Below are 23,960 nucleotides of genomic sequence, written 5' to 3'. Positions count from 1 at the left end.
CGGTTGTGTAGTGAGGCTTATTGGTTTGTACTGGCGGGAGCCGACTCGATTTCGACGTCAGTCTTGCCGTTGACCGTCGCAATCAACTTTGGCTTCGTCTCAAGCTTGACGGTATCGGGTAGCGCCCAACGCATCTGCGCACCGGGCAGCACATAGCCAAGCAAGCCATCCGCGAATTCGGCACGTGAGCCGTTTGCATCGAAAGCCACCTGCGTTATTCGCGCGTGCACCGGGCCGTGGTTCGACAGCACCAGCCAGCGCTTGCCGCCTTCACTCGCAGCATGCCAGTGCAGTATCGGCCGCCCCGCCGTGGCAGGATCGCGGCGCTTGCTGGAATCTTCCTTGCGCCATAAGCCGTCGCCGTAGACGAAGAGCGGTATCGAGTAGTGCATCTGGAACTTCACGCCAAGCGACACCACGTTGGATGGCGAGGACACGTCCTCATCCGGCTGAGGAATTTCGTCGATGAGCACGCGATAGGCTTCCTCGGTACCGGGTGCGACGTCGGCAACACGGGTCAAACGAATCAGTTGACGCTTGCCCGGCGGTACCGTTGCCATCGGCGGACTGCCGGCAACGCGATCCTGGTCCTCGTCATAGACATCCTTGAAGTCTGCTTCGCGCCAGCCGAGCACCCGTACCTGCAGCGTGACCGGTTTGTTGTCGCGGTTTTCCAGCCATAGCGCGGCTGCGCGTTGATCGCTTTCGATAACGGGATCGATCGGCCAGATCATGACGGACGTCGCCGCACACACGTGCAGGCTGGTGAAAGATGCGATTGCGGTTGCGAGCGCTAGCCACGCGCTGCGCCTCGCACGCGTGCGGCACAACGAAACGCTTATCGTTATAGGTGAAATCATGCTGGATTCCCGATCGTTTTAGTAACTCAAAGTGATTTGCAGGGTGTCCGTATAGGTACCTGCAGGCACGGCGCCACCAGGCAGCGTCACCGCACCGAATACCTGCTTGAACTCTACTGGCTGCCCTATCCCGATCGCCTGCGTGCGAGCGGCGTCGGCAAAAATCTGGTACGCGATTCGTGCGCTGCCGTTCGCCAGATTGCGTTGCGTGTTGCGCGCATCCGGATTGGCTCCGCCGTCGATCCGCATCGTGAATGTCGCGCGCCCCGTACAAACGAACGCGATTCCACGAGAGTCGAATGTGCTTGTTGCCAGCTCCCTTGAGACTGCGGGATGGACGCCGAAGTTGAGCGTGCCGAGCTCGAAGTTATTACGCGGACCGCCACCCGCCACCCTGCAACCCGGGACGATCTCGGCGCTCACCGTCAAGTTATGGGTTGTCTGTGCGTGACCCGAGGCAGGCAGCACAGCGATGCCCAGCAGAAAAGCCGCACGTCGAATGATTTTCATGAGGATCACGAGCAAAGGCTCGTCCTGCGGCTCGCAAGCCAGCCGCAGGACGGAACCGGTTAAAAGCGGCTTGTGCTTACCAGCCGAGCGTGACGCCCAGCACGTCGATATAGGTGCCCGCGGCAAGAGCCGAGGAACTCGTTTTGCTCGCCACACCGAACACGGGTATCGGGAATGCGTTGCCCGGTGTCGGAACCCTGACGGCCTGTACCCCGCCTACCGGGTACGGCAGTGAATTCAGGTTGTCCGCATACACCTCATAGGGGACAAAGCTCGTGCCGTTCGTGAGTGCGCGCGACCCGTTGCCGATGCCCGTTCCCGCGCCGCCGTTCTGCCCCGCATCGACCGTTACGTTCACGGACGTAATATCCGGCGAGCAGGTCACCTGAGTGGAATTCGGCCCTCTACCCGTCGCGGCATTCAGCGAGCCGGTGAAACCACTCGGCTGCGTACCGAAATCGAGCGTGCCCCAGTTGGCCTCACCGACCGAACCGCGGCCCGAGTCGATCGCGCATCCTCTCTCCAGCACCAGCGTCGAATTGATTCTGCCCGTGAGGGGATTGGGATTGATCTGCGCGTGCACACCTGCGCAGAGCGACGCGCAGGCGAAAGCCGCCCACACTTTCCTGTGAGTTTTCATGGCTACTTCCTTCTTGAGTATTAAAAGAAACGACCTGCCGTACTTACCTGCCTCACCAGTCGAGCGTGATGCCGAGTAAATCCTGATAGTCCCCCGCGGGTATCGCCTCGTCGCGGCTGTTGACGACGCCGTACAGCGGCAACGTCACGCCGCGACCACGCCTGTCGATGACGAATGCCTGCGGCAGAAGCGGTACGTACGGCTCGCTGCGCGCCGCATCGCGGTAGACGTTGTAGGGAATCTGACCGACCGCGTGGCCGAGCGCGTCGCGCCTGACGAGATAGCGGGTCGACTGGTTGCCATTGCGACCGCTGTCGACCGATACCCTGAAACCACTGACTTCCGGACTACAGATGATCTGCACGGTATCGTTAGATGTCGCCCTGCTATCAGCCGTCAGATAGTCGGACCAGAGTGGCCCTTGTGCACCAAAGTCGAGCCGGCCGAAATTCGCGCTGCCGACCACGCCTGCGATTGCGCAACCACGGTCGACCTGAAGACTCACCTGCATCGCACCCGCCATCTGGCCCGACGGCATGGCAGTGAAAGGCCACGCGATCGCCACTCCCCCAATCATCTGCATCACTCGTTTGCGCATGCCATTTCCTGTTGTTTAAGTTGATCGATCGTCGGATAGCAGCGCCACACGGTGTTCGATGAGCCCGCAACCATCGGCAGTTCGGGCACATGTCCGTGCGATTTTTTGGAAACCTTATTGAGGTATAAGTAAACGAATTGCAGGCGATGTGAAGAAATGTCACTTACGCGGATTTATTTTTGAATCGTCGCGATGCGGGGAGTCGCCCATGCTCTGGAAGCTGGGCAAACTTTGGATGAGAGGGATGAGATAAAGGCAAGCGGTAGCACGCTTACCGGGCCGCTCGTGAGTATCACGAGCGGCCCGGCTGGAACCGGGGATCAGCTAGAAGCGGAACAACGCAGCGGGTGTGTCGACCAACACTTGTCGCCGCTCTTCGGCATCGGGTAGCAACTGTTCCATGTACGCATACGCTACGTCGTAATTAATCGACGACTCATAACCGACGTGTGGCCAGTCGCTGCCCCACAGCAACCGACGCGGCCCGAAGGCTTCGCGCAGCGGTTGTATCAGTTGCAATCCGGTTGCCTGCCAGCGCCCGGGCGTGTCGTTGCGATACGCGCCAGAAATCTTGACCCACACGCGCCCGCTACCCGCCGTCGTGAGCAGATAGCGGAAGCCGGGGTCGGCGGCACCGAGCTTTGGATCGGGACGCCCGAAATGGTCAATCGATATGTCGATACCTTCAGCGAGCAACGACGGCAATAACGCCGGTAGCCGCCGTGCCTCCGCATGCAGCTCGATCTGCCAGCCCTCTTCGCGCAACCGCGGAAACAACGTGCGCCATGCCTGCGTCGAGAAATCCGGATCGGGGTGATCGATCAGGTTCAGACGAATCCCGCGCGCGCCCGCTCGCGACCATTCGGCGATCCGCTCGACATCGGTGGCGGGATCGAGCACGACGATGCCGCGCAGGCGCTGCGGATACTGCTTGAGCGCGGCCAGCAGATAGGTGTTATCAGTGCCGAGAAAGCTGGGTTGAATGAGCACGCCGTTCGACATCCGGTGTGCATCGAGCAATGCGAGGTAGCGCTCGAGCGGCGCATCGTAGCTGATCGAATAACGGTGGCCCGCAACCAGTGGCAGATTCTTCAGGAACACATGAGCGTGCGTATCGATACCCGTGATGCGGCGCGCCTCGCCGCCCGTCGTCGATGCACATCCCGCCAGTATTTGCGACGCAGCCAGACCGGCCAGCGCGCCGTTGAACGACCGCCTTGAAACCATCGTTGTCTCCGTTTTTTATGAGGCGGCGTAGTTCACCACACCGCCGGCACGCATGATTCGCGTCTTCCTGGTGCCCCGTTACTCGCCCTTGTCCGCATAAAGCGCGTCGAGCCGGTCGAACGCAGGCTTGTCGACCAGCCGTTGACGTTCGCCAAACGGCGCAACCAGTGCGGGATCTTCGTTCAGTTGTCCGTTGTCGCGCAGCGTCGTCAGCGCGTTCTGCATGCCTTTCACCGCGCCCTGCAATGCGGCGTTTGCATACAGCACCACGCCATAACCCAGCTGCTGCAACACATCGCGAGACAGCGTCGGAGTCTTTCCGCCAATCACGATGTTGATCAGTTGCGGCGTATCGAATAACCCCGGCAAACGTTCGATGTCGGCCAGCGTTTCCGTCGCTTCGATAAAGAGAATGTCGGCGCCGGCCTCGACGAAACGATGCGCGCGTTCGATCGCGGCCTCGATGCCGTGCACCGCGGCTGCATCGGTACGCGCGACGATCTGCAGATTCTCATCGGTGCGTGCATCGACCGCCGCGCGAATCTTGCCGAGCATTTCTCCCGTCGAGACCACCTCTTTCCCTGAGAAATGTCCGCATTTCTTCGGCATCACCTGGTCTTCGAACTGGATCGCATCGGCACCGGATCGTTCGAGCGTACGCACCGTATGTCGTACGTTCAATGCGTTGCCGAACCCCGTATCGGCATCGACGATGATCGGCAGCGACACCGCATCGCGCACCCACGCAGTGTGCTCGGCGATCTCGCGCAAGCCCACAAAGCCCAGGTCGGGCAGACCGAGCGACATGTTGGTCACGCCGGCGCCGGTCAGATAAATGGCCTCGAAACCGAGATCGGCGATGATCCGCGCACTCAGCGCGTTGAACGCACCCGCGACGAGCAGTGCCTCGCGGGCAGCAACCTTGCGGCGAAACGCCGCGCGACGGACAGCGGTGGTATCGGACATATCAGTGACTCATCGGTTGACACGGGAAAGGGGAAGCCGCTCCGGCAGGAAGCGCGGATACAGCCTGGCGGTACGTCAGCGTACGCGAAGGCTCGTGAATCGTCTCCAGTGCGGGTTGGTGTCGGCCTGGTATCGGGTTGCGCATGGATCAGACCGAGCGCTGTGTGCCGATATTATGAACGAACAGGATAAACATCTACTATGGTTAAGATACTTATTCATATGGGGAAGTTATGGAAGTTTGCCCATCGGGAAACGCCCGGGGCGAACGAGCGAGATGTTTCGTCTACACTGATCGCGCCTAAAAACGCTGTCTTTACCCACTGCAACCCGATCAACCCATGCAAAGCGGCATCCATTTCGATCTGAAGGCGCTCGAGGTCTTCGTGGTGGTCGTCGAATCCGGCGGCATGACCGCGGCCGGGCAGCGACTCGGTATCACGCAGTCGTCCGTTTCCCAAACGCTGTCGAACCTCGAGCAGGCACTCAACCTGCAACTGCTCGACCGCTCGCAGCGCCCGCCGATGCTCACGCCAGGCGGACGCCAGTTTTATAACCGTGCACGCACGTTGCTCGGCGAAGCGAGAGATCTGAGCCAGGAGTTCTGCAAGCCGCGCGGCGAACCGATCAAGCACATTCGTATTGCGCTTGTCGATTCGCTGGCAACCAGTATCGGTGCCGGGCTACTCGCGGCGATCCGGGCGCGCACGACGAACTGGTCGATGGTGACCGGGCAGTCGCACCAGCACGCCGACGCGTTGCTGTCGCGACGCGTCGATATCATCGTGTCCGACGATCCGGTCGAGAAAAGCCCATTGCTGTACCGCCAGCGCATTCTGCGCGAGCCGTTCGTCCTGGTGCTGCCGAGCAACTTCAAGGGATCGGTCCATTCGCTGCGCAACCTGCTCGTGGGCGGCGATTTCATTCGCTACAGCAACACGACCGTGATCGGCCGCAGTATCGAAACGCAACTGGAGAAATGGGGCATTCAGCCGCCATTGCGTCTGCAACTCGACAACACGTTTGCGATCATGTCGCTGATCATGGCGAATGCCGGCTGGACCATCACGACGCCGCTGTGTCTGCTGCAATCGGGGTTGACCGAGGACAAGAAATTTTCGCAGGCGTTTCGCCTGTTCCCGATTCCGGGCGAGGAATTCTTCCGGGAACTGACGATGGTCGCGCGCGTCGACGACCTGGGGCTCTTGCCGCAGCAACTGGCTGAAGACAGCATGCAGTTGCTCAAAACCAGTTTCCTGCCGATCATCGAAGCGAATGTGCCGTGGCTGTTGCCGTCGATCGTGCTGGGCTGACGTCGACGCCATACGCCTGCCTGATTTCCGAACGCGAGCCGATCTCAGGTATTCGCAGATTGGATAACGCTTATGTTGCGTCAACCGTTCAGGCCTCGATACTCCGTTCTCCTTGCGCCTGGCCTCGTCGGTCTGGAAGCACTTGGCCTCATGGCCGCGCGGAACGATGTCATGAGAGGTTGGACAGTAACGTTTCTCTTTCTGGTCGCAACAGACCTTATAGTCCTCACGTTGTGCTGCTGGAGGGCGCAGCGCGCAGTCTCTCTCCAGCGGCACTGGGTGCTGCTCGCGATCAGCGTCCTGATGGGCGCGATAGCACTCGTGCTGCGCGGCTGGATTTACCTTAGTAGTCTCTCAGCAGGTCAGCCAACCCCATTGCAGGTTGACTACACCGACTTTCTGATGATTCTGGACTATGTGCCAACTGTCATTCTCCTGTCGCATCCAAGCGGCAAGCCGTATTTGCGTTCCTTCCTCTGGATAGACTCCATTCAGGCCGTTATCATCGCCTACCTCGTATTCGTGACGCTATTCGACGTCGTCCCATTTACGTATATGGCGCGTCACCCTGTCTCTGGCGACGCGTTGATCGATTTCTACAATAACGTCGACGTCGCCATGTGCGCGATACTCGTGTTGCGGCTGTTCGCCGCGACCACCGAGGACGAAAGGCGATTTTATCGCCTGTTCTGCTGGTACATGTTTGTCGACACAGTGCTGATCGCGTTGCACAACAGGATGGCTGGCCAGCTGCCCTACGCCTCGTACTACGAGTTGCTGGGCGTGGTGCCCAATCTGTTTTTTTGCATCCTTGTCTGGCATTTGCCACGCGAGAGAGCCGACACCGCAAAAGCGCAATTCCCGAATAATTTCGCTGACTTTCTGAATATTGCGAGCCCAGTGATCTTTACCACCGCACTGCTGCTTATGAGCATCCAGATTGCGCGACACTACTTCGACTTCGGCGCAGGTGTGCTGGTTGCGGTCTTCGTATTGTATGGACTCCGGGCCACGGTTCTTCAGCGAAACTACGAGACGGCTCAGAGGGACTTACAGCAAGCGCGCGACAGACTCGAGGCGCTCTCGCTGACCGATGCGTTGACCGGGTTGGCAAACCGCCGTGCCTTTGACCGGACGCTCGAAACAGAGTGGCTTCGTGCGGTGCGTGCGAACCGTGCGTTGTCGCTGTTAATGATCGACATCGACCATTTCAAGGCTTTGAACGATCGCTATGGGCATCAAGCGGGCGATCGTTGTCTCGCGGAGTTTGCTCAGGCATTGCGCGCAGCGCTTCCACGCCGCACCGATCTGCTCGCACGCTATGGAGGCGAGGAATTTGCCGCGATTCTTCCCGATACAGATCGCCTTGGCGCAAACATCGTGGCGCGCAGCATGCAGGAATCTGTCAACCAGTTGCGAATCGAGAATCGGACGTCAACGGGACGCTACGCCTCCATCAGCATTGGAATCGCAACATTTGATTCACCGCAAGGCGATACTGCCGGGTACCTGCTGCAAGCAGCGGATCGTGCGCTCTATGCGGCAAAAGAGAAGGGACGAAATCGGATCGAAGCATATGTAGAGGATGACGTCTTCGATACAGGACTATCTTAGCCGGGTCGTTCGCCTCAAAGGCACCCCAAGGCCGATCTCAGGTCTCTGCAGATCCGACTTCGAGAATCTTCGAGAACATCGCGTTGCCTTTGGGCGTGATGCTGACGATACGCGATCGCGGAGAGCGCAAGACCCAGCCTTCATTGACATAAAGATCGAGCATCGCTGCACCAAGCGCCCCGCCCAGATGCGGACTGCGTTGGGTAAGATCGGCACAAGGCCGGGCAAACACGCGACGCTCCCCACGCGCCGACTCCAGATCGATGCCGAACGCCCGCAACTGCTGCTCACCCGAGCGCGTGACAACGATCTCCGGCCCTTTGCGCCTTAACCAACGCGCTTTCAACATCGATGTAAGCAGGTTCACAGCCATCTCGCCTGCCAGATGGTCGTAGCAGGTCCGGGCATGCATGAACGCTTCGGGCATCGCGCGGGGCGGTGGCGAACAATGCGGCATGTGCGGCGCGATATCCATACTGAGCGCGGCCATGCTCTCGATCATGCAGGCCACTTCTGCATTCGCGATGCGGAAATAACGATGTCGGCCCTGCGCCTCGGTTGCGAGCAACCCGCCTCCAACCAGTTTGGTCAGGTGAGCACTGGCCGATTGCGCCGAAATATTGGCTGCGTACGCTAACTCACCCGCGGGGCGTGTCGATCCGTCGATCAACGCCCACATGATCCTGGTACGCGCCGTGTCAGCCAGCAGGCCAGCTATACGGGGAATGTCTGGCGTATCGTCCATATTTCATCCTCCGATGAAACGTCCGGTGAACTCCGCCCCGATACTATCATCGCGATTGATCAGTGATTGCCCCAAACGGAGAACAACATGGAAATCCCCAGCATCCATCAAGCCCTGCAGATTTACTTCGACGTCATGTACGAGTGCGATCTGGAAAAATTCGATCAGATTTTCCATCCGACCAGTTCACTGTTCGGAATGCAAGACGGCAAATTCAGCCTGCGCCCGTTCGCCCAGTATCGTGCGGAAATCGCAGTGCGCAAGCCGCCTAAGAGCGTGTCGCAGCCTCGTATCGATTCCGTCCTGCAGATCAGTGTGTTGTCGCCGGAGATGGCGTTCGCACAGGTGCGTGTGCGGATCTTCGAGAAGATCTTTATCGATAACCTCAACCTGCTGAAGTTCGATGGGAAGTGGATGATCGTGGCAAAGATCTTTCACCACGCCGAGACAGTCGCGATGTAGAACTCACAGCAAGACGACACCGGGCCGCAACTTCTCATAGCGCAACTGCCGCAGGTCCGCGATGTTGACGCCGGAAGCGGCCACCATCAGGATCTCGTCGGCGAGCGCGGCAAAATCCGCGCGAAAATGCACCGAGCTTTTCAGCACGAGGATGCGGTAATCAGCAGGATTCGCGCCGACGTGGCGGAACATCGCCTGATCGGCGGCCTGCTGTTTACGGCTCGACACCACGATATCGATACCTTGCGGGCCGCCGCAACGCACACGCACCATTGGCCCGAGGTCCATCTGGCAGCCCAGATAGAACGGCCCGGTGCCGATAAAACGACCGTTGCCGAGCCCTAGCACCTCGAACGGTCCTTGCAACGGTGGTGCGCCGGCTTCCGCGCTTGAACTACTGCTCGAACCGCCTAACGACACATCGATAACCGCCCCGATACCCGCCCGTGTCGCCGCCTCGGCGAACACTGCATCGCACACTACACCGGCGCACACGTGCTGCGCGTTTTGCCGTAGTAATTCGTGCAGCAGATCGGTGGTATTGCCCGCACCGCCGCCGCCTGGATTGTCGTGCGTGTCGGCGAGGATCACACGTCCCGTATCGGCCCGCTGCGTGTGCGCAAGCGCATGTTCGACGGCTACGGCAGGCGCATGCAGACGTCCGCCGAACGCCGCCTGACTCGCAAGCACCGCTTCGGTCAGTTGCTCAACCGCAATATCGAGCGCAACCGGATCGCTGCCATACGCAATCACACTCGGACCGCTGTAGTAGATATCGGCGAGCGGGAAACCTGGCACGAAATCGATCGTCGCAACGCGCTCCGACTCGAGCGATTCGCTCAGCGCGACCAGGCCGCGCATGGGTTCACTCAACGTGCTTTGCCATGGCATCGGAATCAGAAACGGCAACTGACGATAGCGCTTGCTGAGCACGTCGCCCTGAAGCAGCCGGTCGAGCAGCGCACATGCACGTCGCCCGGTCCGCGCCATGTCGACATGCGGATAGGTGCGATACGCGACGAAGCCACTCGCGTGCTCGATCATCGTCGGCGTGATGTTCGCGTGAAAGTCGAGTGCGGCGACGATTGGCATTGCATCGCCCACACGTTCGCGCAAGCGCCGCAGCAGTTCGCCCTCGCCGTCCTGCAGATGCTCGGTCACCATCGCGCCATGCAGATCGAGAAAGAGCGCATCGAGCGGTCCGGCATCGCGGATCATCCGGTCGAGCATGAAGGCGATCGCTTCGAACGCGTCGTCGGTTACGACGCCGCACGGGTTCGCGGAGGCCCACAGCAACGGGACTAGTTCATGAACGCGCCGCGCCGCCTCGATGAAACCATCGATCGCCAGGTTCACGCCCGCCACCGCGTCGAACATCTCGGCGCCGACCAGCAATCCTGGCCAGGCGTCGGCTTCGACGAACGTGCTAAAGCGTGCGCAACTCGACGCGAAGGTATTCGTCTCGTGCAAGAAGCCCGCGATCCCGATCCTTGCCACACGATCTCCCGATAAGCGCTAGCGATATCACAACGACCCGTTCACCGCCGCGACGAAAATCTCGCTGTACTCGTCGGCGGTGAACTGGATCGGATTGGTGCCGGACGAGCCGTCGGCTACCGCCATTGCACCGACCTTCGCTGCCTGGCCGGCGTCGATGCCGATTTCCTGCAACGTGTGCGGAATCTCGAGCGTGTCGCGCATCGACAGTACCCAGTCGAGAAACGTGCCGAACGACGGCGAAGCAAGTTCAAGGTAGCGTGCAAGCAATTCGATGCGTTCGGCGATGACGGACTCGTTGGCTTTGAGCACGTAAGGCATCAGGATCGCGTTGAGCAGGCCGTGATGCGCGTCGTACAACGCACCCAGCGGATGCGCGAGCGCATGCATCCCACCGAGTCCGCGTTGAAACGCCGTCGCGCCCATGCTCGAGGCGACCAGCATCTGCAAACGCGCGTCGAGATCGTGACCGTCCCTGACCGCGCGCGGCAGGAACTGCTTGATGAGCCGGATACCTTCGACGGCAATGCCCGCCGCCATCGGGTGATAGAACGGCGAGCAATATGCTTCGAGGTTGTGCGACAGCGCATCCATGCCGGTCGCGGCCGTTAGCTTGGCCGGCAGACCGACCGTTAGCTCAGGATCGAGAATGACGATCGCCGGCAACATGCGCGCGTGAAAGATGATGCGCTTCACGTGTGCGCTGTCGTCGGTGATCACCGAGGCGCGGCCAACTTCCGAGCCGGTCCCGGCCGTCGTCGGCACCGCGACCACCGGGGCCATGCCCGCCACGTTCACACGCAGATAGTTGTCGCCGATGTCTTCGAAGTCCCACAACGGACGGTCCTGGCCGACCATCAGCGCGACGGCCTTCGCCGCATCGAGTGCCGAACCGCCACCGAATGCGATCACGCCGTCGTGGCCACCGGCCTTATAGGCCGCGACGCCGTCTTCGACGTTCTTGCCGGTCGGATTGCCCTTGATCTGGTGAAACAGCCCGCTTTCGAGGCCATCGGCGCGGCACTGTTGCAGTACGTCGTTGATGAGCGGCAGCGATGCGAGCCCCGGGTCGGTGATCAGCAGCGGCTTGCGCATGCCGAGGCTCTTGCACCATTGCGACAGTTCGCGGACACGGCCCGCGCCGACCTTGACCGCGGTCGGGTAATTCCAGTTTGCTGACGGAAGTGACATGGGGATTCCTTCGATGGCGCTCAGAGTGGCGCTTTAAATACGTGTTTTCAGATGAAACGACTTCGGCCGCGTCAGATGCTCGTAACCGATCGCCGACAGCGTCGCGCCGCGCCCGGTTTGCTTCACACCGGTCCACGCGAGCGCCGGGTCGAGGTAGTCACAGCGGTTCATAAAGAAGGTGCCGGTTTCCACACGGCGACCGATCGACAGCGCCGCGTCTTCATCGGTGGTGAAAACGGCGGCGGTCAAACCGTAAGGGCTATCGTTCATCAGTTCGATCGCGTGCTCGTCGCCCGACACCGGCATGATGCCGACCACCGGCCCGAAGCATTCGTCGTTCATCAGTTTCATGCCGTGATTCACATCGACGAACACACCCGGCGCCACATACGGCGTTCCGGCTCGCGACAAGCCGAATTGCGCTTCGTCGATCAGATTGCGTGCGCCTTTCGCCAGCGCGTCGCCGACGATCGTACGAACCTCGTCGGCTGCGGCCGTGCGCACCACCGGGCCGAGCGTGGTGTCCGCATCGAGCGGATTGCCGAGCACGTACTGCTTCGTCAGCGCAACCGCGCGCTCGACGAAATCGTCGTACAGCGCCTGCGCGACATAGATGCGTTGAATGCCGCAGCACGACTGCCCCGAGTTGAAGAACGCGCCGTCCACCAACGTCTCCACCGCGTGATCGAGTTGCGCATCGGCGCGCACATAGGCCGGATCGTTGCCACCCAGTTCCAGCCCGACGCCGATAAAGCGCCCCGCCGATGCTTCCTCGACCGAGCGGCCGCCACGCACCGAACCGGTAAAGGCGACGAAGCCGATCTCGTCCGCGCGAATCAGCCGTTGTACGCGCTCATGATCGAGATGCAGATACTGGAACACTCCTTCGGGCACACCGGCCGCGACGAACGCCTGATAGATCAGTTCGGCGCATAGCGGTGTCTGGTCCGAGTGCTTGAGAATCACCGTATTGCCCGCCAGCAGCGCCGGCACGATGCTGTTCACCGCTGTCAGCAGCGGGTAGTTCCATGGTGCGATCGTCAGCACCACGCCGACCGGGTCGCGTGCAATAAAGCGCGTAAAGCCATCTTGCGGTGCGACCTGCACTGGCTTCAGCGATTCCTCGGCAATTGCGATCATGTGCCGCGCACGGGCCGCGAAACCGTCCACTTCACCGGGCGTATACCGCAACGGCCGTCCCATCTGCCGCGTGATTGCTTCGGCAATCGCGGCCTTGTTCGCGACGAAGTGCTCGACCGCGCTGCCGATCACCGCCATCCGTTCCTTCAACGGTACGTCGCGCCACGCCTTCTGTGCGGACTGCGCGCGCTGCAGTGTCTGCGCGATCTGCGACTCGCTCGCATACGGACGACGCACGTATTCGCTGCCGTCGATCGGGCTAAGGGTTATCAGTTCCTGTTTCATGAGTAGAGTCGCTTCAGATGATTTCGAAGTAGCGGGCCAGTTCCCAATCGGTCACGTGCCTACGGAATTGACGATCTTCCCATTCGCGGGTGGCCGCGAAATGTTCGACGAACGCTGCGCCGAACAAAGTCTGCGCCGCCTGCGACTGGCGCAGCCGCTGCGCCGATTCCCACAGCGTGCATGGCAGCTTCAGATGATCGGGAAAAGTTTGTGTATACGCGTTGCCCGTGACGATCGTGTCGGGCTCGAGCGCCTGCTCGATGCCGTACAGGCCGGCACCCAGTGCGGCGGCCAGCGCGATGTAGGGATTGGCATCGGCGGAACCGATGCGCACTTCGATGCGCTGCGATTTCTCCGAGCCCGGGATCAACCGCAACGCGGTGGTCCGGTTCTCAACGCCCCAGGTTGCATCGAGCGGCGCCCAGTAGCCTGGCACGAGTCGCGAATAGCTGTTCACCGTCTGCGCGTACATCGCCATGAATTCGGGCAGATAGCGCTGCACGCCCGCCATGAACGCGCCCTGCCGCACGCTCATGTTGTGGGGACGGCTGGCGTCGTGGAACACCGACTCACCGGTGCGCGCGTCGCGTAGCGACAAATGGATATGACCGCTTTGCCCCGGGTATTCGTGCGACCACTTCGCCATGAAGGTGGCCATGAGCTGGTTCTTCTGTGCGAGTGCCTTCGTAAAGGTTTTGAACAGCATGGCCTTGTCGGCCGCATCGGCGGCGTTATCGACGGCGATCGCGGCTTCGAGAACGCCCGGGCCGGTTTCGGTGTGCAGCCCTTCGATCGCCATGTCCATCTGCTCGCACATATCGAGCAACTGCCGGTAGAAATCACCTTCGACCGTGCTGCGCAACACCGAGTAACCGAAGTTGCCCGGCGTCCAGGTCTTCAGGTTGCGGTAGTTCTTCTCGCGGATCGAGTGCGGCGTTTCCTCGAACATGAAGAATTCGTATTCGAGGGCGGCGAACGCGTCGAAGCCCATGTCCGCGGCACGCTTGAGCACACGATGCAACAGCCTGCGCGGACACACCGGTTCGGCGTCGCCGGTGAATTCCGCGAGGAAGAACAGCATGTCTTCGCCGTCGCCGGGCTCGAGCGGCAGACGCCGGCAACTCTCGGGCACGATGCGCACCATCGCGTCCGGATAAGCCGTATGCCAGCCGGTGTAGCGCGTGTTGTCGTACATCTGGTCGTCCAGATCCCAGCCCAGCACGACGTTGCAGAAGCCGAAGCCGGCCTTCAACGCACCGACAAACTTGTCCTTGCGCAGATACTTGCCGCGCAGAACACCGTCGATATCCGACATGCCGACCTTGATATGCGTCAGACGGCTCGCTTCCACCAGGCGAATGGCGTCCTCCGCCGTTTTGATCGCCCGTTCGGGCCTCGCGTGCTCATTGGCGTGCTGATTCATGAACAGTCTCCGGATAGTGTCTTTCTTGTCGAATGTGGGTGCTGCATGGCCGGCGAGCGCTCATCGTAGAAACGGGCCATATCCGCTTCAACAACAATCAGTATCGGTTATGGAGAGGATCGCATTGCGTAATACTCGTAGTCCGCCGCCGCTTTGAGCCTCCGCCGAACCCTTTATCCCCTGGCCGAAAGACCTCGCGCCACGCCCATTCAGGGAAAATATCGGCTCGTCCCGCAGCGGCCGCAACCCTCGCGACAATACGCTTTCCACCCTACAGGAGGGAGACATGGCAAACAGCCAGACTGGGCCAAAACGCATCCCCTTCGCCTTTCTGGCGGTCGGCATCATGTTTTCGGTGATCGGTGTGGGGCTGCTGGGCGCCGCGATCTCGATCTTCCGGCATCAAGACAGGCCGTCGACTCCGCTCATGATCCTGGTGGGGTTCAGCTGGGCGCTGTTCGCGATGGTGATCTCGATGCTGCTGGCGCTGCCCGGTGCGAAGGCGAGCGGCCGTACGCGGCGGCGCACGGGCACCGTATCCACCGCCGATCCTTATCCTCTACCCGGTCAGACGCTCCCCGGTGTGACGGGACCCGGTGTCGAGATCCAAAGCGAAGCGACGCTCACGGCACGCAGCCCGCTACCCGCGCTCTGGCTCGGCGTCGCGTCGATCGGGCTGGCTGCGGTGTCGGTACTGTTTTACGTCGACGGTCGGGCAACGGGTCTCGGCACGCTGATCGGCCTGATCCTCGCGTTTTTCATCATGAGCTGGGCCACGAAAGCATGGCCCCGCGCCCGTTCCGAAACGCAGGAATGAGCAGGGTAAGCGTCTCGTCATGCACCTGGCTGTCGTGGTCCCCTTCATTTGCCTGACGCTGGGCCACGACCGGTAGAGCGGTTTACCTGGCTCGTAACGGCCCAGTACCCGGGATACCTTCGCTCGACACCTTCGCCCCGGTCCGTGCCCGAACACTGTGCGACAGGCACCGTCGCGGCGCATGCGGGAGACTCGCACAAGGTGCAATATAAATTCGTAAAATCGTTATATCTACGATAATACATCGAGATAAATTTATGCAAATTCAATTGAATAAAAAACCATAATTCACCACAAATTCCCATTCATTTTAAAAATGGTTCGATCGGTAAATTCAAACGCCCGCCGCGCCCTCGAAGCCCTCGCCGACAGCCCCTCGCCTGTCGGCGACGAACAGAAGACCGCCCACTGCAAGCGCCGCTCGCGGTGTGCCCGCTCATCTACACGCGTCGAGAAACGGCGGTCGCCCGAATGCGCCCGGCGCAGTTCCGACAAACATGTCATCGCGCGCATATGAGTTGCGCGGCTTAGCATATTAGCTATAGCCGGTGCGGTTCTCCGCAGTTTGCCCAGTTCACTCGCCGGCCGCCTACACGCCGCAACAGCCCACTCACGATCACGTTACATGGACATGAACGCCACTCAGGCCAGGCAAAAACTGTGGCGTAAACACAGCGCCTGCGCACAACGAATGCACCTTCCTGTCGCGGCCAGGCGCCCTGCATTAGTGCTGGACATGGGCCATCGAGTCACTTTGATTAAATTTATGCATCTTGTTTAATTTCCCAACGAATACCCATGTCTGGACGGATTTTATTTACTTTTATCTTGCGTTTACCCATTTCGCCAGACTATATTCACACCAACAGCATTGCACTGCACAATGCAACTGATTAGTTCAGCTTTTAAATGCGGTGCGCATTGCTTTCCCCGATGTCGCCGCTCGAGGTCGCGCGTTCTGGCGTGACGGTGAATCGTTTTGTCTTCCGGAATGTGGAGATGGACATGCCTGTCGAAAAAGTAGCCGTTCGCCTCGCGAATTCTTTCCACGTGCACGTCGAGCGGCATATCTTCCATGCCGATCGCGACAGCGTGATCCTGATCAACGGTGCACTGGCGACAACTGCGTCGTTCGGGCAGACCATCAAGTACATGAGCGCGCATCACAACGTTCTGTGCTTCGACCTGCCGTATGCCGGTCAGTCCCGGCAACATAACAAGCGTTCGTTTCTGCTCAGCAAGGATGACGAGGTCGACATCCTGCTCGAGCTGATTCACCGCTACAAGCCGGGCTATCTCTGTTCGGTCTCGTGGGGCGGGCTGGCGGCACTGCTGGCACTTTCGCGCGGCGCGAGCAGCATTCGCCGCGCGGCGATCTGTTCCTTTTCGCCGTACCTGAACGACGCGATGGTCCGCTACATCACCACCGCGCGCGACCTGCTGTCGCGCGGTGAAAACAAGGCGGCCGCGCATCTGCTCAACGATACGGTCGGGCGTAATCTGCCGCGCATCGTGAAGCTGCTCAACTACCGCTATCTGACCAGCCTGCCGAAGGAAGAACAGGATCAGGTCGCGTTCCACGTCGACCAGATTCTCGCGTTGCAGCCGGACGTCTACCTGCCGCAGATGTCGAACATCCGCTGCCAGGTGAAGTTCATCAACGGCATGCTCGACGAACATACGACCGCCCGCGATATCCGGCAGATCTCGACCTACGTCAAAGGCGCGCAATTCGCTGCGATCCCCGACGCAGGGCACTTCCTCGACCTGGAAGGCCGCTCACAGGCCGCCGCCGTGCGCGACGAGATTCTCGGCTTTTACGGCGAGCCGGTTCAGACCGCAGCTCCTGTCCTCGTTGCCGCCGCAGCGCAAGAGCAAACGTTTGCGCCACTCGAACTGAACACCTCGTACGGAGCGTGAGCGTGGCTTTCGCGCGCTCTGCAATCAGCGCGATCGCACAGCCGGCCCCGGTCGCGTACCGCACTCGCGTGCCGTTGCCGGGAACTTCGCAGACCGTCCGGGCGCGCATGCCGGACCTGTACTGAGCGCACTCATGGCACAGATCGTTATTACGGCCATCGGCTCCGCCGGCGACGTTCATCCGTTCCTCGCGATCGGCCGCACGCTCATGCAGCGCGGGCACCGGGTCGTCTTCTGCACGCATCCGCCGTTCGCCCCGCTCGTCGAGGCCGAGGGTTTCGCGTTCGTGCCGATCGGCACCGCGCGGGAATACGAAGAAGCGCTCGAAAATCCGGCGCTGTGGAATCCGCGCACGTCGTTTCGCGTGCTCTGGAAAGTCATCGCGCCGTCCATCCGTCCGCATGTCGACGCGCTCTCGTCGCTGCTCACCGACGACACCGTGATGCTCGGTTCGCTCTGGGCCTTCGCCGCACGCATCGTTCAGGAGGTGCACGGCACGCCGTATGTGTCCGTGCAGGTATCGCCTTCAACGTTGCTGTCCGGGCACGCGCCGCCTACCCACAAGCGCTTCACCGTGCCGATGTGGTTGCCGCTGCAGGTGCGGATCGCATCGATGCGACTGATCGAGAAAGCCGTGCTCGACCCGGCGCTCGGACCGGCACTGAACGGTGTACGCAACGAGATCGGCCTGGCACCGGCACGACGGATACTCGGCAAATGGCTGCATTCGCCGGACGGCGTGCTGTGCCTGTTTCCCGACTGGTTCGCGAAGCCCCAACCTGACTGGCCTTCAAACCGCTTTCTGTGCGGTTTTCCTTTGCCGGCCGAGTCCACCGCTACGCCGCTCGACGACGATCTCGCCGACTTTCTTTCATCCGGTGCGCCGCCGGTCGTGTTCACTGCCGGCTCGACCTTGATCGACGAAGCCGCCTACTTCGGCGCCGTCGAAGAAACACTACGGCTGACCGGCGCGCGCGCCATCTTGCTCACGCGCAGCAAGCCGGCGTCACTCGCGGCCATGCCGGACGTGCGCGTGCGGCCGTTCGTGCCGATGCATACGCTGCTGCCACGTTGCGCGGCCATCGTTCATCACGGCGGCATCGGTACCGCTGCGCTCGCCTTCGCGAGCGGCATCCCACAGGTCGTCACACCGTTTGCCCACGACCAGTTCGATAACGCAGCGCGCATCGAGAAGACCGGTTGTGGCGTGCGGATCGACGGGCCTGCGAACGGGCGCGCGATTGCCACGGCGCTGCGCCACGTGACGCGCGATTCCGGCGTTGCCGCCCAGTGCGCAACGGCCCGGCAGCACATCGTTGCCGAGCCGAATGCGTGTATCGCCGCCGCGCAGTACATCGAACGTTTCGTGCCGTCCGTGCCCGCTGTGGCGGAGCTGGAATCGTTTGCATGACGGGCGCGTTGCAGGACTCCGTACCGGGCCCGGGTCCAGGTTCACTTTCACCCGCCGGCAACGGCGGCGCACCACCTTTGTTGCGTGGCGCACGACTCGCGCTATTGACGTTCGCGCTGTCGCTCGCAACCTTCATCGAGATGCTCGACTCGACGGTGACCAACGTCGCGGTGCCGTCGATAGCAGGCAGCCTGGGTGTCGCGAATTCGCAGGCGACCTGGGTGATCAGTTCGTATTCGGTGTCGGCGGCCATCGCGGTGCCGCTCACTGGCTGGCTGTCGGCGCGGGTCGGCGAGGCGCGGCTCTTCATCGTCTCGGTGCTGCTGTTCACCCTGACGTCGATCATGTGCGCGGTTGCGCCGAACCTCGAACTGCTGGTGTTTTTCCGCTCGCTGCAGGGCCTCAGTTCGGGGCCGATGGTGCCGCTGTCGCAAACCATTCTGCTGCGCGCGTTCCCGCCGCAAAAGCGGGTGTTCGCGCTCGCCCTGTGGGCGATGACGGTACTGCTCGCCCCGATCCTCGGGCCGGTGTTCGGCGGATGGATCATCGATCGTTTCTCATGGCCATGGATCTTCTTCATCAACCTGCCCATCGGTATCTTCGCGTTCGTCGTGTGCGTGTCGCTGCTGCGACGCGAGCGCGCGCCGACACGCCGGCCGCGCATCGACGTGCCGGGCATCGTGCTGCTCGTAGTCGGTGTCGGGTCGTTGCAGGCCGTGCTCGATCTGGGTCGCGAATACAGCTGGTTCGATTCGTCGCTGATCGTCACGCTCGCGGTCGTCGCCGCGTTGTCGCTGTCGGCGCTGCTGATCTGGGAATCCGCCGAGTCGCAGCCGGTCATCGACCTCTCGCTGTTTCGCGACCGGACCTTTACGTTCGGCGTCGCGATCACCTCGCTCGGCATGATGGCGTTCTCGGTGATCGGCGTGATCTTTCCGCTCTGGCTGCAAACGGTGATGGGCTACACCGCGATGCAGGCGGGCATGGCGTCGGCGCCGCTCGGCATTCTGGCGTTCGTGTTCTCGCTGCTGATCGGCATCTACCTCAAGAAGCTCGACGCACGCATGGTCACGACGTTCGGCTTTCTCGTCTTCGCCGCCGTGCTGTGGTGGAACGCGCACTTCACGCTGACGATGTCGTTCTGGCAAATCGTCACACCGCGGCTGATCCAGGGCATCGGGCTACCCTGTTTCTTCATTCCGCTGACCGCAGCGATCGTCTCGCGTGTGCCCGATCACAAGCTCGCTGCCGCATCGGGTCTGTCGAATTTTTTGCGCACGGTGTCGGCTGCGTTCGGCACGGCGCTGAGCATCACCTGGTGGGACAGTCGCGCCGCGTTTCACTACGGCACGCTGCGCCAGTCGGTCACGCAAGCTTCCGATGGGACCAGTCTGTTTGTGCAGTCCGTCCACGACGCGGGCCTCGCTACCGGGCCGCTGCCGGTGATCCGCGAAGTCGTCCAGCAACAGTCCTACATGATGGCGACCAACGACCTCTTCTATATGGCCAGCATCGTCTGTGTCGGGCTCGCCGCGACGATGTGGCTGACCAGACCCGCGCGCGTGTCGGGCGTCAATGCGGGACACTGACCACATGAAGCTCACTCCGATCCCGTACCAGGACACATTGACCGGCAGCCCCATGCAACGGCGCTCCAGTCATACGGATACCCAGGTGGCTACACCATCGCTCGATCATGACGTCGATGCGAGCACGCTCGGCGCACTCGTCGTGCTGTACCGCCCGACCGATCAGCAACTGCTACACGTTGCCGGGCTGCGCGCGCATTGCGCGTCGCTGCTCGCGGTAGACAATTCTCCGGACGCGCGCCCCGAAATTCCCGTGATGCTGAACAGCGTCGGCATCGACTATCTGCACAACGCGAACCGTGGCGGCATCGCCGGCGCGTATAACCGCGGGCTTGCGCGACTCTTCGCCCAGGGGGCGACGGCGGTCGCGCTATTCGATCAGGACTCGCGCGCCAGCGACGATTTCTTCGCGATCATGCAGGCATCGTGCGCGCGGCTCGGCACGCAGCCATTTGCGATCGGACCGCAAATCTACGACGAGAACGCCGAGCGCTTTCTGCCGCAGATGTACAGCAATGGCTTTACGGTCCGCACGCTCGACGTGCAGGCCGACGGTCCGCTGCAACGCTGTTCGTTTCTGCTGTCGTCGGGCGCTGTGATCTCGCGGCTCGCGTACGAACAGCTCGGCGCGTTCACCGAGGCGCTCTTCATCGATCACGTCGACACCGAGTATTCATTGCGCGCCTTGAAGCGCGGCGTGCCGTTCTATCTCGATCCGAACCTCGTGCTGCGCCACCGGATCGGCGAAAAACGTACGCATCGGTTCGCGTTCTGGCAAGTCACGTCGATGAACCATCCCGCGTTTCGCCGCTACTACATGGCGCGCAACGCGATGTATCTGTGCCGGCAATACCTGCGCTCGTTTCCGGTCGCCATCGTGCCGAATCTGATTACGCTGTGGCAGGTCGTGCAGGTTGCATTGTTCGAGCAGGACAAGCTGACGAAACTGCTGGGCATCGGTTGCGGCATCGTCGACGGTATGCGCGGGCGGCTCGGTCCGCTCGACCAGGCGCGACCGCGTCTTGCCGCCCGCTTCGGACGGTCCCGCCGATGAAACTGCGCGCCCCGAACCTACCCGTTGCATGCACGGCGCTCGCATCGATCGTGCTTGCACTCATGCTCACCGCGTGCGTCGACGACGGCACCGCGCGCCATGCGGTGACAATGCGCGCGCCGGCTCCAGACGCGCTCGCGAAAACGCTCGGCACCGTGACACCGACTGCGCAGGCGTGGCCGTCGGCGGACTGGATCGCCGCACTCGGCGACCCGCAACTGGTCGCGCTCGTCAACGAAACGGTTGCGAACAGCCCCGACATCGATGTTGCGAATTCGCGGGTCGCCAGCGCTCAGGCTCAGCTCGAGACGTTCGGCTCGACCTCGGGACTCTCGGCGACGGCGACGGCATCGGCGCTCAAGGCTCGCCTGCCGAAGGTCGACGGCGCCACCAACGTGGATATCGCCGGCAACAGCGTCCCGATCAACCTGTTCACCGACCCGTGGGTTTCACCGGCGAGCGTGACGGGCGTGGCGCACTACGATCTGGACCTGTGGGGCCGCAATCGCGCGGCGACACGCTCGCTCGTCTCGGCACGCGATGCCTCGCGGGTCGACGCGCAGCAGGCACGTCTGTCGCTCGTCACCTCCGTCGTCACGCTATACGGCCAGCTCGATGCCGACTACGCGCTGCGCGACCTCGTCGCGCAGAAGCAGCAGGACGAACAGCGCCGCGACACGATCATGCAAACGCGCATGAAGCGCGGTCTCGACACGGGCTACGACGCGCAGGACGCACATATTCGTCTCGTCAAACTCGGTTTGCAGCTACAACAGGCCGAAGACACGATCACGCAAACCCGTCTGCAGATCGGCATACTGACCGGCAACGGTCCGGAACGCGGCCTCGCGCTGGCGCGGCCGAAGCTGGCAACCTCCAGCGAAACGGTGCTGCCGTTACCCGCGAACCTGCCGCTGCAACTGCTCGGCCGGCGACCCGATATCGTGGCGGCGCGGTTGCGCGTCGATTCGGCAGAAGGCCGGATCGACGCCGCCCGCGCGCAGTTCTATCCGAACATCGACCTGCTTGCCACGGCCGGCCTGTCGACGCTCAATATCGGTTCGCTGTTTTCCAGTTCGTCGGCCCTGTTCGCGATCGGGCCGGCCGTGTCGCTGCCGATCTTCGAACGGCCTCGTCTGCGGGCGCAGCTGCATGGCGAACAGGCGAACGCCGATACGATGATCGCGCTCTACAATCAGGCGTTGAATACGGCACTCGGCGAGGTCGCGCGTTCAATCGCCACGCTGCGCGGCGCCGACGCGCAGATCGCCGAGCAGGAGCAGGTGGTCGCCGCGCGCAACCGCATCGTCTGGATCTCCGACGAGCGGCACAAGCGCGGTCTCCTGCCCGAAGAAACGCTGCTGTCGGCGCGGATCTCGCTCGCCGACGACCAGATTCAGCTCGTTTCCTTGCGCGCGCAACGGCGTGACGCGAAAATCGCCTTGATCCGCGCACTGGGCGGCGGCTTCGACTACGACATCAAAGAGAATCACGGGAATGCATAGAGACAATCTGGTCGAAGCGGACGTTGTTCCAGTGGTCCGCGACCCGCGCAAGGTCCGCCGACGCAACGTGATGTTCGCGGTGCTCGGGGCCTTCGTGCTGCTTGCGGCGCTCGCCGCCGGCATCGACTGGCTAGTCTGGGCGCGCTATACCGAGAGCACCGACAACGCGTACGTGACGGGCAATATCGTGCGGATTGCCGCACGTGCGCCAGGCGTCGTGCGCGACGTCGCGGTGATCGACACCGAATGCGTGAAGGCCGGACAGACGCTCGTCCGGCTCGACCCAACCGACGCGCAGATTGCGCTCGAGCGTGCGAGAGCCAATCTCGTGCAGGCCGTGCGGCAAAACCGTCAGAGCGGGTTCACGAATGCGATGAACGAGGATGCGGTGCGCGCGCGCACGGTCGATCTCGATCTTGCGAAGCAGGCGCTGAAGGCGCGCTCGAATGCGCCGGCGGATATCGTGTCGGGCGAGGAGTTTGCGAAGGCTCAGGCCAATGTGTCGCTGGCACAGGCCAATCTTGCCGCTGCGCAAAACCAGCTGGCTGCGGGGCGTGCATTGGCGGGTGGTGGAAATAATCAGGGCAGCGCCGCGCCGGGCGCCGAAGCCAGCCCGGCCGTCGCCGACGCTGCGCAGCAGTTCCGGCTCGCCTATGTGAACCTCGCACACACGACGATCGCGGCACCGGTCGCCGGCTGCGTCACGCAGCGCTCGGTGCAGATCGGCCAGCCCGTTGCGTCGGGCGCGCAACTGATGGCAGTCGTGCCGCCCTCGCAATTGTGGATCGAGGCCAATTTCAAGGAAGCGCAGATCCGCCACGTACGCATCGGTCAACCGGTGGAGATGACCGCCGATCTGTACGGGTCGGACGTGGTCTTTCATGGACGGGTCGACGGGCTCGCGCCGGGCACCGGTAGCGTGTTCTCGATGCTGCCGCCGCAAAACGCAGCCGGCAACTGGATCAAGGTGGTTCAGCGGCTGCCGGTGACGATCTCGCTCGATCCGGCCGAAACGGCGGTGCATCCGTTGCCGCTCGGCGTGTCGATGAATGTGTCGATCGATACCCACGATCGCAACGGCAACATCGCGAGCGCGGCAGCGCGACCGCGCGCGGGCAGCTCGCCGGTGGTCGACGACGCAGCGATGCAGCAGGCGGATGCGGCGGTCAGTGCGGTGCTCAATGGGCAATAAG

The 23,960-nt window shown here is 61.9% G+C and carries 21 protein-coding genes; 10 read left to right on the top strand and 11 right to left on the bottom strand.

What is annotated here, in order from left to right:
• Positions 1-17: 17 nt before the first annotated feature.
• The 6 genes from M0D65_RS09645 to M0D65_RS09620 form a co-directional block, all read right to left on the bottom strand.
• Positions 18-779: a molecular chaperone gene (locus M0D65_RS09645; RefSeq protein ID WP_266252522.1), complete on the bottom strand. Its 762-nt coding sequence runs from the start codon at positions 777-779 to the stop codon at positions 18-20.
• Positions 780-878: 99 nt separating this feature from the next.
• On the bottom strand, positions 879-1,370 hold the full coding sequence (locus M0D65_RS09640; protein WP_308076654.1) for a spore coat U domain-containing protein: 492 nt from the start codon (positions 1,368-1,370) through the stop codon (positions 879-881).
• 76 nt (positions 1,371-1,446) lie between these two features.
• Positions 1,447-2,010, bottom strand: a complete 564-nt coding sequence (locus M0D65_RS09635; protein WP_266252453.1) for a spore coat protein U domain-containing protein — start codon at positions 2,008-2,010, stop codon at positions 1,447-1,449.
• Between the two features lie 52 nt (positions 2,011-2,062).
• The gene (locus M0D65_RS09630) at positions 2,063-2,608 is read right to left on the bottom strand and encodes a spore coat U domain-containing protein (RefSeq protein ID WP_266252452.1); all 546 of its coding nucleotides are present in this window, start codon (positions 2,606-2,608) and stop codon (positions 2,063-2,065) included.
• 324 nt (positions 2,609-2,932) lie between these two features.
• Entirely contained in the window at positions 2,933-3,835 is a 903-nt protein-coding gene (locus M0D65_RS09625) for an amidohydrolase (RefSeq protein WP_266252451.1), read from the bottom strand.
• A gap of 78 nt (positions 3,836-3,913) precedes the next feature.
• Entirely contained in the window at positions 3,914-4,801 is an 888-nt protein-coding gene (locus M0D65_RS09620; protein ID WP_266252450.1) for an oxaloacetate decarboxylase, read from the bottom strand.
• Positions 4,802-5,142: 341 nt separating this feature from the next.
• Here M0D65_RS09620 and M0D65_RS09615 point away from each other — a divergent pair, with 341 nt between their 5' ends.
• Together M0D65_RS09615 and M0D65_RS09610 are read left to right on the top strand one after the other, a co-directional pair.
• Positions 5,143-6,114 (top strand): LysR family transcriptional regulator, encoded by a 972-nt coding sequence (locus M0D65_RS09615; RefSeq protein ID WP_266252449.1) that lies wholly within the window; start codon positions 5,143-5,145, stop codon positions 6,112-6,114.
• Between the two features lie 279 nt (positions 6,115-6,393).
• A complete protein-coding gene (locus M0D65_RS09610; RefSeq protein WP_266252448.1) occupies positions 6,394-7,728 on the top strand; it encodes a diguanylate cyclase in 1,335 nt (444 codons plus the stop codon).
• A gap of 37 nt (positions 7,729-7,765) precedes the next feature.
• On the opposite strand, the gene M0D65_RS09605 is transcribed toward M0D65_RS09610, so the two are convergent.
• The gene (locus tag M0D65_RS09605) at positions 7,766-8,473 is read right to left on the bottom strand and encodes a helix-turn-helix transcriptional regulator (protein ID WP_266252447.1); all 708 of its coding nucleotides are present in this window, start codon (positions 8,471-8,473) and stop codon (positions 7,766-7,768) included.
• Positions 8,474-8,560: 87 nt separating this feature from the next.
• Between M0D65_RS09605 and M0D65_RS09600 the strand changes: the two genes are divergently transcribed.
• Positions 8,561-8,935: a nuclear transport factor 2 family protein gene (locus tag M0D65_RS09600; RefSeq protein WP_266252446.1), complete on the top strand. Its 375-nt coding sequence runs from the start codon at positions 8,561-8,563 to the stop codon at positions 8,933-8,935.
• A gap of 3 nt (positions 8,936-8,938) precedes the next feature.
• On the opposite strand, the gene M0D65_RS09595 is transcribed toward M0D65_RS09600, so the two are convergent.
• Genes M0D65_RS09595 through M0D65_RS09580 form a run of 4 tightly spaced genes read right to left on the bottom strand, consistent with a single transcriptional unit; the run spans position 8,939 to position 14,471 of the window.
• Positions 8,939-10,432, bottom strand: a complete 1,494-nt coding sequence (locus M0D65_RS09595; protein WP_266252445.1) for a M81 family metallopeptidase — start codon at positions 10,430-10,432, stop codon at positions 8,939-8,941.
• Positions 10,433-10,459: 27 nt separating this feature from the next.
• The gene (locus M0D65_RS09590; protein ID WP_266252444.1) at positions 10,460-11,623 is read right to left on the bottom strand and encodes an iron-containing alcohol dehydrogenase; all 1,164 of its coding nucleotides are present in this window, start codon (positions 11,621-11,623) and stop codon (positions 10,460-10,462) included.
• Between the two features lie 33 nt (positions 11,624-11,656).
• Complete coding sequence (locus M0D65_RS09585; RefSeq protein ID WP_266252443.1) at positions 11,657-13,048, bottom strand: aldehyde dehydrogenase family protein; 1,392 nt, start codon at positions 13,046-13,048, stop codon at positions 11,657-11,659.
• A 13-nt stretch (positions 13,049-13,061) separates the two neighbouring features.
• Positions 13,062-14,471, bottom strand: coding sequence for a glutamine synthetase family protein (locus M0D65_RS09580; RefSeq protein WP_266252442.1), 1,410 nt, complete (start codon positions 14,469-14,471; stop codon positions 13,062-13,064).
• A gap of 286 nt (positions 14,472-14,757) precedes the next feature.
• On the opposite strand from M0D65_RS09580, the gene M0D65_RS09575 reads away from it, so the two are divergent.
• The 7 genes from M0D65_RS09575 (at position 14,758) to M0D65_RS09545 (ending at position 23,959) form a co-directional block, all read left to right on the top strand.
• Complete coding sequence (locus M0D65_RS09575; protein WP_266252441.1) at positions 14,758-15,288, top strand: hypothetical protein; 531 nt, start codon at positions 14,758-14,760, stop codon at positions 15,286-15,288.
• A 1,005-nt stretch (positions 15,289-16,293) separates the two neighbouring features.
• The gene (locus tag M0D65_RS09570) at positions 16,294-17,208 is read left to right on the top strand and encodes an alpha/beta fold hydrolase (protein ID WP_091008692.1); all 915 of its coding nucleotides are present in this window, start codon (positions 16,294-16,296) and stop codon (positions 17,206-17,208) included.
• 133 nt (positions 17,209-17,341) lie between these two features.
• The gene (locus M0D65_RS09565; protein ID WP_266252440.1) at positions 17,342-18,619 is read left to right on the top strand and encodes a glycosyltransferase; all 1,278 of its coding nucleotides are present in this window, start codon (positions 17,342-17,344) and stop codon (positions 18,617-18,619) included.
• Positions 18,616-20,208 carry a DHA2 family efflux MFS transporter permease subunit gene (locus M0D65_RS09560; protein WP_266252439.1) on the top strand — a complete coding sequence of 531 codons (1,593 nt, stop codon included), beginning with the start codon at positions 18,616-18,618 and terminating at the stop codon, positions 20,206-20,208. Before M0D65_RS09565 ends, M0D65_RS09560 begins: the two co-directional genes overlap by 4 nt.
• 4 nt (positions 20,209-20,212) lie before the next feature.
• The gene (locus M0D65_RS09555) at positions 20,213-21,262 is read left to right on the top strand and encodes a glycosyltransferase family 2 protein (protein ID WP_266252438.1); all 1,050 of its coding nucleotides are present in this window, start codon (positions 20,213-20,215) and stop codon (positions 21,260-21,262) included.
• Positions 21,259-22,767 (top strand): efflux transporter outer membrane subunit, encoded by a 1,509-nt coding sequence (locus tag M0D65_RS09550; RefSeq protein ID WP_266252437.1) that lies wholly within the window; start codon positions 21,259-21,261, stop codon positions 22,765-22,767. Before M0D65_RS09555 ends, M0D65_RS09550 begins: the two co-directional genes overlap by 4 nt.
• Positions 22,760-23,959 (top strand): HlyD family efflux transporter periplasmic adaptor subunit, encoded by a 1,200-nt coding sequence (locus M0D65_RS09545; RefSeq protein WP_266252436.1) that lies wholly within the window; start codon positions 22,760-22,762, stop codon positions 23,957-23,959. The genes M0D65_RS09550 and M0D65_RS09545 overlap by 8 nt, the downstream gene beginning before the upstream one ends.
• Position 23,960 lies beyond the last annotated feature (1 nt).

Source organism: Paraburkholderia sp. CHISQ3 (assembly GCF_030464945.1).
Lineage (GTDB): Bacteria > Pseudomonadota > Gammaproteobacteria > Burkholderiales > Burkholderiaceae > Paraburkholderia > Paraburkholderia megapolitana.
Note: the sequence above shows the minus strand (reverse complement) of the source record. Positions and strands in the feature narration are given on the sequence as shown.

Coding starts and splice junctions, on each gene's coding strand:
- M0D65_RS09640 (WP_308076654.1), bottom strand. CDS start 1,370: ATGAAAATCATTCGACGTGCGGCTTTTCTGCTGGGCATCGCTGTGCTG.
- M0D65_RS09635 (WP_266252453.1), bottom strand. CDS start 2,010: ATGAAAACTCACAGGAAAGTGTGGGCGGCTTTCGCCTGCGCGTCGCTC.
- M0D65_RS09630 (WP_266252452.1), bottom strand. CDS start 2,608: ATGCGCAAACGAGTGATGCAGATGATTGGGGGAGTGGCGATCGCGTGG.
- M0D65_RS09625 (WP_266252451.1), bottom strand. CDS start 3,835: ATGGTTTCAAGGCGGTCGTTCAACGGCGCGCTGGCCGGTCTGGCTGCG.
- M0D65_RS09620 (WP_266252450.1), bottom strand. CDS start 4,801: ATGTCCGATACCACCGCTGTCCGTCGCGCGGCGTTTCGCCGCAAGGTT.
- M0D65_RS09615 (WP_266252449.1), top strand. CDS start 5,143: ATGCAAAGCGGCATCCATTTCGATCTGAAGGCGCTCGAGGTCTTCGTG.
- M0D65_RS09605 (WP_266252447.1), bottom strand. CDS start 8,473: ATGGACGATACGCCAGACATTCCCCGTATAGCTGGCCTGCTGGCTGAC.
- M0D65_RS09600 (WP_266252446.1), top strand. CDS start 8,561: ATGGAAATCCCCAGCATCCATCAAGCCCTGCAGATTTACTTCGACGTC.
- M0D65_RS09590 (WP_266252444.1), bottom strand. CDS start 11,623: ATGTCACTTCCGTCAGCAAACTGGAATTACCCGACCGCGGTCAAGGTC.
- M0D65_RS09585 (WP_266252443.1), bottom strand. CDS start 13,048: ATGAAACAGGAACTGATAACCCTTAGCCCGATCGACGGCAGCGAATAC.
- M0D65_RS09580 (WP_266252442.1), bottom strand. CDS start 14,471: ATGAATCAGCACGCCAATGAGCACGCGAGGCCCGAACGGGCGATCAAA.
- M0D65_RS09575 (WP_266252441.1), top strand. CDS start 14,758: ATGGCAAACAGCCAGACTGGGCCAAAACGCATCCCCTTCGCCTTTCTG.
- M0D65_RS09570 (WP_091008692.1), top strand. CDS start 16,294: ATGCCTGTCGAAAAAGTAGCCGTTCGCCTCGCGAATTCTTTCCACGTG.
- M0D65_RS09565 (WP_266252440.1), top strand. CDS start 17,342: ATGGCACAGATCGTTATTACGGCCATCGGCTCCGCCGGCGACGTTCAT.
- M0D65_RS09560 (WP_266252439.1), top strand. CDS start 18,616: ATGACGGGCGCGTTGCAGGACTCCGTACCGGGCCCGGGTCCAGGTTCA.
- M0D65_RS09555 (WP_266252438.1), top strand. CDS start 20,213: ATGAAGCTCACTCCGATCCCGTACCAGGACACATTGACCGGCAGCCCC.
- M0D65_RS09550 (WP_266252437.1), top strand. CDS start 21,259: ATGAAACTGCGCGCCCCGAACCTACCCGTTGCATGCACGGCGCTCGCA.
- M0D65_RS09545 (WP_266252436.1), top strand. CDS start 22,760: ATGCATAGAGACAATCTGGTCGAAGCGGACGTTGTTCCAGTGGTCCGC.